Here is an 8,310-nt window from a genome sequence, read left to right on the forward strand (position 1 = left end):
AAAAACTTATAATCTCATTAACCCAAAAACTTATAAACCCATTAGCCAAAAAAATTATAAACCCATTAGCCAAAAAAATTATAAACTCATTAAATCAAAAACTTAATTTCTTTATTTTTATTTTACATTACAGTTCTTATTTTCACGCCATTCTAGCGAAAATATGGGATAAAAAGTAGGTAAACAGCCACTGTTTCTAACCTTTCAGGTCTTTAGCTTTGTCTGTTTTTAAGAACAAAACGTGCATTTTGCACCTTTTTACCTTTCTAGTTTGGCTGCCACCTCGTAATTTTTCAAGCTCAATTACCCTCTTTTATACCCTAAAAACCTACTTTTTAACGACCATTTCGCCCTTTTTAGCCATGTTTTTAATGGCTCACAAGGGTTTTGTTTATACCATTGCAGTGTATTTTTATGCCTTTCATCTCGCATTTAGCAGCATTTAGTACTGCATTTAGCACCATTTTGCCTTGCATTTAGCATCAAAACGCAGGGCATTTAGCACCAAAACGCACTGCGTTTAGCGGCAAATTGCAGTGTGTTTAGCACCAAAATGCACTACATTTTGCTGCTAATAGCCCAAAATTTGATGTAGATGGCGGTGCTATTAAATAAATATTCATTATGATCGCATTTTCAACAACCCCTATTTTGCATCAAAACAAACCTGCGCGAGAATCGATTTTTTGCGGTCGAACAAACAACTGTTGAGAGAAACAGGCACTCATAATGTTAAAATTCGCACCTAAAAATTGACAAGTTGACGAGTTGACGAGTGTGTCGGTTCGTGAGTTTACGAGTTGACAAGTTAATGAGTTCATTCCATTTTCAAGGCACAACCACATTTTGCCACAGACAAAGAAACCAGATTTTCAAAAATACAGAGCCTGGGTAAGGTTCTTCGTGATGATCAGGGTGGTTTGTCTTGGCTTTACAGCGCAAAGACAATACCCCTCTCTCAATTTATAGAAATAACAAAAGTCAAAACAGCTTCTATCAGTGAATTTAATCTCACATTCAATTTTTCGACAACAAAATATTGCAAATTAGAACTTTTTTACCTAACTTTACGGCATAAACGCAAGTTTCGTTCGCACGTTCTCGTTTAGTCGCGAGTTAATGCGGAGCCATACAGGCCACCTTGTAAACTTGCTTATTCGTAAGCTCGTCAACTAACAGCTGGCCTTGTCAACTTGTTTACCCGTAAACTTGTCAACTAACAATACAACGCCTATGAATACCGATACGCCACCCTTCACCTATTGATACCGGCAAGCCTTTGTTTGTCGGCAGTGTTTATTAACCCCCTACTACGTAACAAATAATTAATTCAAAACAAGATGAAACATAAAATACTTTTATGGCTCATGCTTTTCTTTTTCCCCTTAGCTTTGGGTACGGCCTGCAACACGGAGGTGGATCTTAAAAGCATAAGGTACGAAGGAGAAGTACTCGTGCTAGAAGGCAAAAGCAGGCCTTACAACATCATTAGAGTTACAAAATCGTCTTCTAGCAAAGGGTTACCGGTAGGGGTAACTCTCGGCTTCATTGGCACGGGATACGACAAACAGATGAGCGAGGGAGACATTGTTCATTTCCATGTGATAGATTTCAAAGAATGGCAATGGCCTAAGACAGAAGATCTCCGATGGCCAATGTTTATCGGAATAGTAGAATTTTATGATAACTAACAACGCCAAATAATAACGATTAAGAAACGACTATTCATTATTACATTCCTATTATTTTTCTAGAGTTGCATCCAAACAATAATATTGTAACAACCAAAAGCAATATATTGCAGGGCGAGGATTACGCCTCGAACATCTACAAGAGTGAGGGGGAAAGCCCTATTATTATTCGTCCAAGGATTGTTCTGATGCTTAACACTGGTAAAACAATTGAACCCATCCTAAAAAAAATAATTCAAAACAATATGAAACATAAAGTACTTTTATGGCTCATGCTTTTCTTTTTCCCCTTAGCATTGGGTACATCATGTAACACCGAAGTGAATCTTGAAAACATAAAGTATGAGGGGAAAATACTGTCACTTATCAAGAGCAACAATAATGAGCTCTATAACATTATTCTAATTACAAGTTCTACATCCAGAAAAGGAGTACCTGTGGGAAGCTCTATCGGTTTTTATGATAGAGACTTCGGCGAAAAGATGCACGAAGGCGACATTGTTCATTTCCGTGTGCCGATGTTTAAAAAATGGGTTGGCCCAGAAACAGCCGACCACCTTTGGCCAGAATATGTAGGGGTAATTGATTTTAATTATAATGAATAACCACTAGAAGATAACAAATAATGAAGAAAATATAGACACGCATGATTAGCCAAATTATTGATGACTAGCCTACTGACTTGTAATCAATAAAAAAGGAGAAAAGCCACACAAGGCCTTTCCCCCTTCTTTAATAGTTTACTTTTCTTTTCTCGTCAGTTCAATTCGAGGCGTTGGTATGCCGAAAGTAAATGGCTTTCGTTCATGGCCGCTGCCGTTTGAAACGCTACTTCGTTTCGATTTCTTCCTTCATGTCGATAAACTGCTTCTTTGCATCGTAAAACTCGTATTGCAAAAAAGCCAACTTCTGCGAAGAAACGATGTGCAAGCCAAATCCGTACTTCAATTGCCACTGCCTTTTCAAGGAGATGAACCCCTGATTGATAAAAGCGGCAACGTATGGATGCACGTGCAAATAGAATTTCTTTACGCCAATTTTGTTAACCAGTCGGTCTATCTTACCTTCCAGTTGGTCTGTAAACAGGATGCTCGACTTTATTTTTCCCTTTCCAAAGCAGGTAGGGCAGGTTTCGTCTACACTTACATCCATTGCTGGTCGCACGCGTTGCCTTGTAATCTGCATCAGTCCAAACTTACTTAATGGCAGGATGTTGTGGCGTGCGCGGTCTTTCTGCATGTTCTTGCACATCCTTTCGTAGAGCATCTGCCTGTCTTCTGCGAGGTTCATGTCGATGAAGTCCACCACGATGATACCTCCCATGTCTCGCAGTCGCAGCTGTCGGGCCAATTCGTCGGCGGCACCAAGGTTCACTTCAAGTGCGTTTGCCTCTTGTCCCTTTTCCGAACGCGTGCGGTTTCCGCTGTTTACGTCCACCACATGCAGCGCCTCGGTATGCTCGATGATGAGATATGCGCCATGTTTGTAGTTGACGGCTTTCCCAAAGCTCGACTTAATCTGCTTGGTGATGTTGAAGTTGTCAAAGATTGGCACCTTGCCCGAGTAGAGTTTCACGATGTCTACCTTGTCTGGGGCAATCATAGACACATAGTGCTTTACTTCTTTGAAAACGTCTTCATCGTTTACGTAGATATTCTCGTAGGTTGGGTTGAACAAGTCGCGCAGCAATGCTACAGCCCTACTCGTTTCCTCGAACACCAGTTGTGGCCTCTTTTGTGTTTTCTGCACCTTTTCGATGGCCTCTTCCCAGTATTTGGTAAGGGTTTTAAGCTCGGCGTCTAGTTCTGCCACCCGTTTGCCTTCGGCCACGGTGCGCACAATAACGCCGCAGTTTTTGGGTTTAATGCTGTGGATGAGCTGTTTTAGTCGCGCCCGTTCTTCGCCGCTTTTGATTTTAGAAGAGACAGAAACCTTATCGTTAAAGGGAATGAGAATGAGATAACGACCGGCGAACGACAATTCGCACGTTAACCTCGGCCCTTTGGTAGATATGGGTTCTTTAACGATTTGCACGAGCACCTCTTGCCCCGAAGTGAGGGTTGTTTGCACGCTACCATCCTTTTTCAGGTCGGGTAGCCTTGATGCCTTTGCAAAGGGATAAAGCTTTTTCCTGTCGCTCTGCACCTGTTTAAGGTACTTGGCGTATGAGTCGAATTGACTTCCTAAGTCGAGATAATGAAGAAAAGCGTCGCGTTCAAATCCTACGTCTACGAAACAGGCGTTTAGCCCAGGCATCAGTTTCTTTACCTTTGCCATGTAGACATTGCCAACAGAAAACGACACCTCTCGTGGTTCGCTCTGATATTCCACTAGCTTTTTGTCTTCTAGCAGGGCTATCGAGATTTCTTTCTGTTGAACGTCAATTACTACTTCGCTAGTCATCTTCTTCTTGTTAGCTCCTTAGTTTCGTCCTAAATGTTTGTTAGGCATGTTCGATAAAGTTTCTTTTGCACGTGGTGCATCGCTGCACCAACCTGTGCGGCATGGGGCGTTTGGCGTTAGCTGGGCTTTGTTTGCATGGTGTTTGCATGGTGCTTGTGGCGTGTGAAAACCAACGTGGCATGACAAACAGGCTTGGCAAAGCCCACGAAGAAAGCCGCACTACCCTTGTTAAGAAACTTATAGGCGCGTTCTATAAAAGTGCCCGAACGGCCATTTTATAGAACTCGCCCAAAAGAACCGTGCCTAAAAGGGCTGTTCCAGGTGTCCTCCACGGATTTGCGGACATGCCCTTCAATGGCGAATAAGCTCTTGGCAAGTGTGGTTACTTGCTCTTGTGCCTATTCTTTCTCAGTCTCTTTTTACGCTTGTGAGTAGCCATCTTGTGGCCTTTTCTTTTCTTTCCGCTTGGCATAGCTGTAATTTTTAATTGTTATTTATAATGTATATGTTATTGTCGCAACCTTTTAGGCATGTTCTAAAAATTCCCCGCAAAGGTTCATTGTTTGTTCCTTGTATCGCTCTTCACTGTCTTTTTGCTTTTATCTGGCATCTTTTGCTTTCTCTTTCAGTTGCATAGTGCACTATGCTCCTTCAAGAAGTAAGCAAAATCTGCTCGGCTAAAAGCTAAAAATACAGCAAAGGTAATTATTAGAACCTGCCTTTATTGTTCGCCACGCATGCTCTCAACAAAACTCTTGGCGGGCTTGAAGCATGGTAAATCGTGTGCGGCAATGGTGATGGTGGTGTTCTTGGCGATGTTGCGTGCCGTCTTGGCTGCGCGGTGCTTGATGATAAAGCTGCCGAAACCACGAAGGTAAACATTGTCTTTCTTGTCCAACAAACTGCCCTTGATGGTCTCCATAAAGCTTTCAACCACTACTGAGACATCTTTCTTCTGAATACCCGTCTGTATGGCAATCTCGTTGATAATATCTGCCTTTGTCATTTCTTGTTTTTTGTTATTTTATGGTTTCACATATTTCTCCCTATCGGATACGGAGTGCAAATATACGAGTTTTTTATGTGATAAGAAAATATATTTACCATTTTTTACGCTTGGAAGAGCGTTTTTGTTTGGTTCAAAACCTGCTAATTCTCAACGGTTTACATTGCAACGCGTAAGTAATGGTCACAAAAAAGGCCGACACACCAATGGTGTGTCAGCCTCAATTCTTGTGATTCCGGCGGGATTCAAACCCACAACCTTCTGATCCGTAGTCAGATGCTCTATTCAGTTGAGCTACGGAACCTTGTTCCGAATTGCGAGTGCAAAGGTATAGAGTTTTTTCCTTTCCACCAAATGTTTCGTTAACTTTTTATCGAAAAAGTGTTATTTAGGGGTGTTTTAGGGCTATTTTAGGCCTTTTTCGGGGCGCGAAGGGGCGTTTATAACCCCTTCGCTACACCAAAAATTTACTTTATCAATGCCACCGAACGCTTTAAGAAGGCATCGAGAGCGGCACCTTTTAGCAGTCCGTTTTGCAACAAAGCTAGGTCGATGAGCTGGTGAACGATGTCGTTACCCTTACCAAAATCGGCCAATGCAGCTTGTTTCTGCGCACGTTGGTCGGCAATTTCTTTTTCGGTTTTGCTCACCTCGGCACGTTCTTCCTCGGTAATCTCTTCGGGTTTCTTGGCCGATTGTTGTTGGCGCAGTGCGGCCAAGCGAGCCTCCAAGCCCTTAATTTCGGCCTCAACGGGCTGCAATGTGTCGGCCGTAGCTTGCTTGCAAGCCTCCAACACGCGTTTTATCAAGGCATGGTCGCTGTTTAGCACCACACTATAAGCATCGGGCATTTGCGCATAGAAAGCCATACCTGCCTGCAAACGGCTCATATCCTTCATGCGGCGCATGTACTCGCTTTGGGTGATAAGTATGGGTTGTGCCGTTTCGCCCATAGCCTCTACCTCGGCATTAAACTCAGCTTTGTCGATGTGCGGCATCTGCGAGCGGAACACTTGCGAAAGATTTTCGCGGTCGGCCTCGTCTATATTACTCTTCGGGGCGTCGTCTTTTTGTATCAGTCGCTCCACAATGTCGCTGTCTACACGCACGAAGTGGCACTTTTCCAACTTCTGTTCCAGCATCGATGCCACAGGAACATCAAGCTCGCCTTCGAGCAGCAACACGCTATAACCCTTGGCACGAGCGGCCTCTATGTACGAGTATTGTTCTTCGTTGTTGTTGGTGTACAGGCAAACCAATTGTCCGTCTTTGTCGGTTTGGTTGTCCTTAATAAGCGTGCGATACTCGTCGTAGGTGAAATACTTGCCGTCTACATCCTTCAACAGGGCGAAATCTTTGGCTCGCTCGAAGAAGTCTTCTTGCGAAAGCATGCCATAGTTGATGAAAAGTTTCAGGCTGTCCCACTTCTCTTCAAAGCCCTTGCGGTCTTCTTTAAACAGACTTTGCAGGCGATCGGACACCTTTTTGGTGATGTAGGTCGATATTTTCTTCACGTCGCCATCGCTTTGCAGATAGCTACGGCTCACGTTTAGGGGGATGTCGGGCGAGTCTATAACGCCGTGCAAGAGCGTGAGGAAGTCGGGAACGATGCCTTCTACCTGGTCGGTAACGAACACTTGGTTGCAATACAGCATCACTTTGTTGCGCTGCAACTCGATGTTGCTGTGTATTCGGGGGAAGTAAAGCACGCCCGTGAGGTTGAACGGATAGTCTACGTTGAGGTGAATCCAGAACAAGGGCTCATCCTGCATGGGATAGAGCGTGCGGTAGAACGCCTTGTAGTCTTCGTCTTTCAGCGTGCTGGGGGTCTTCGTCCACAGCGGTTCCACATCGTTAACAATGTTGTCTTCTTCCGTGTCCACTTGCTTTCCATCCTTCCATTCGGTCTTTTTGCCGAATGCGATGGCGATGGACAAGAACTTGCAATACTTGTTGAGCAGCTGCTGTATGCGCGCTTTCTCCAAGAACTCTTTGCAATCGTCGTCGATATACAGCACGATGTCGGTGCCGCGGTCGTCTTTCTGCACCTCTTCAATCTCGTAAGCGGGCGACCCATCGCAACTCCACTTCACGGCTTGCGCGCCTTCTTGATAGCTGCGCGTTACGATTTCCACCTTCTTGCTCACCATAAAGGCCGAGTAGAAACCCAGTCCGAAGTGCCCGATAATGGCGTTGGCGTTGTCTTTGTACTTGTCGAGGAAGTCGGTTACGCCCGAAAAAGCGATTTGGTTGATGTATCTGTCAATCTCGTCGGCCGTCATTCCCACGCCTCGGTCGCTGATGGTTAGCGTTCCCTTGTCGGCATCCAGGCTCACGCGAACGGTTAAGTCGCCTTGTTCGCCTTTAAAGTCGCCACGCTCTGCCAGCGTCTTCAACTTCTGGGTAGCATCTACGGCGTTAGAAACCAGCTCGCGAAGAAAAATCTCGTGGTCTGAATAGAGAAACTTTTTTATCACGGGGAAGATGTTCTCTGTTGTTACCCCAATGTTTCCTTTCTGCATGTTATATATATAATAATGTGTTAAGTTCGTTATAATCGTTATACGTTTGCATGATATGCAAACTTTGTGCCAAGTTGGAATGATGTGCAAGGAGATGGCATATCGACAGATAAGGCGGACAAACAGCTATCGAACCCATAAGCCCGAACATACAAATACTTTATTATTTTTCTAGTAAAAAGTTAAAGTTATGCCCTGTTTTTACATAGGTTCTACGTATCTTTGCAGCATAACTAATAACCATAAAGCCATGTCGAAAATACTAAACAAATACATTTGGCTAGCCGAAACCATATATAAAGCACGCAAAATAACTTTCGAAGAGATTAACGAGGAGTGGCGTAAGGAGATTGATTTCAGCGGTGGGGAAGACCTTCCGTTGCGCACTTTCCATAAATGGCGCATCGGGGTAGAAGACTTATTGGGCCTTGTTATCGAGTGCGAACACAAGGGGCGCTATGCCTATTACATCGCAAACGAAGGCGAAATAGCGAACGGAACACTTAAACGATGGCTTTTCGACACCATCACGGAGGGCAACCTGCTGATGGAAAACCAACGAATGAAAGACCGAATACTGCTACAACACACGCCTACCAACAACCAACAGCTAAAAACAATATTGCAAGCCATGCGCGAGAACCACACGCTGCGCGTTACCTATCACAGCTATTACCGCCCATCGGCT

At 44.1% G+C, this 8,310-nt stretch carries 5 protein-coding genes, 1 tRNA gene and 1 pseudogene; 3 read left to right on the forward strand and 4 right to left on the reverse strand.

Annotated features, from left to right (window positions below; genetic code table 11):
- The first annotated feature begins 1,340 nt into the window (after positions 1-1,340).
- On the forward strand, positions 1,341-1,691 hold the full coding sequence (locus HMPREF0670_RS06135) for a hypothetical protein (protein WP_232213862.1): 351 nt from the start codon (positions 1,341-1,343) through the stop codon (positions 1,689-1,691).
- A 245-nt stretch (positions 1,692-1,936) separates the two neighbouring features.
- Positions 1,937-2,296 (forward strand): hypothetical protein, encoded by a 360-nt coding sequence (locus HMPREF0670_RS06140; RefSeq protein ID WP_232213863.1) that lies wholly within the window; start codon positions 1,937-1,939, stop codon positions 2,294-2,296.
- 223 nt (positions 2,297-2,519) lie between these two features.
- Here HMPREF0670_RS06140 and HMPREF0670_RS06145 read toward each other — a convergent pair whose 3' ends face one another.
- The 4 genes from HMPREF0670_RS06145 to htpG form a co-directional block, all read right to left on the reverse strand.
- A complete protein-coding gene (locus HMPREF0670_RS06145; RefSeq protein ID WP_009230286.1) occupies positions 2,520-4,094 on the reverse strand; it encodes a ribonuclease E/G in 1,575 nt (524 codons plus the stop codon).
- Positions 4,095-4,815: 721 nt separating this feature from the next.
- The gene (locus HMPREF0670_RS06155; RefSeq protein WP_009230287.1) at positions 4,816-5,100 is read right to left on the reverse strand and encodes an HU family DNA-binding protein; all 285 of its coding nucleotides are present in this window, start codon (positions 5,098-5,100) and stop codon (positions 4,816-4,818) included.
- Positions 5,101-5,330: 230 nt separating this feature from the next.
- A tRNA-Arg gene (locus tag HMPREF0670_RS06160) sits at positions 5,331-5,404 on the reverse strand.
- A gap of 163 nt (positions 5,405-5,567) precedes the next feature.
- Positions 5,568-7,622, reverse strand: a complete 2,055-nt coding sequence (htpG, locus tag HMPREF0670_RS06165; protein WP_009230288.1) for a molecular chaperone HtpG — start codon at positions 7,620-7,622, stop codon at positions 5,568-5,570.
- Positions 7,623-7,872: 250 nt separating this feature from the next.
- Between htpG and HMPREF0670_RS16680 the strand changes: the two are divergent.
- A pseudogene (locus HMPREF0670_RS16680) lies at positions 7,873-8,310 on the forward strand (WYL domain-containing protein); the annotation flags it as partial.

Source organism: Prevotella sp. oral taxon 317 str. F0108, from assembly GCF_000162415.1.
GTDB classification, from domain to species: Bacteria; Bacteroidota; Bacteroidia; order Bacteroidales; family Bacteroidaceae; genus Prevotella; species Prevotella conceptionensis.

Coding starts and splice junctions, on each gene's coding strand:
- HMPREF0670_RS06135 (WP_232213862.1), top strand. CDS start 1,341: ATGAAACATAAAATACTTTTATGGCTCATGCTTTTCTTTTTCCCCTTA.
- HMPREF0670_RS06140 (WP_232213863.1), top strand. CDS start 1,937: ATGAAACATAAAGTACTTTTATGGCTCATGCTTTTCTTTTTCCCCTTA.
- HMPREF0670_RS06145 (WP_009230286.1), bottom strand. CDS start 4,094: ATGACTAGCGAAGTAGTAATTGACGTTCAACAGAAAGAAATCTCGATA.
- HMPREF0670_RS06155 (WP_009230287.1), bottom strand. CDS start 5,100: ATGACAAAGGCAGATATTATCAACGAGATTGCCATACAGACGGGTATT.
- htpG (WP_009230288.1), bottom strand. CDS start 7,622: ATGCAGAAAGGAAACATTGGGGTAACAACAGAGAACATCTTCCCCGTG.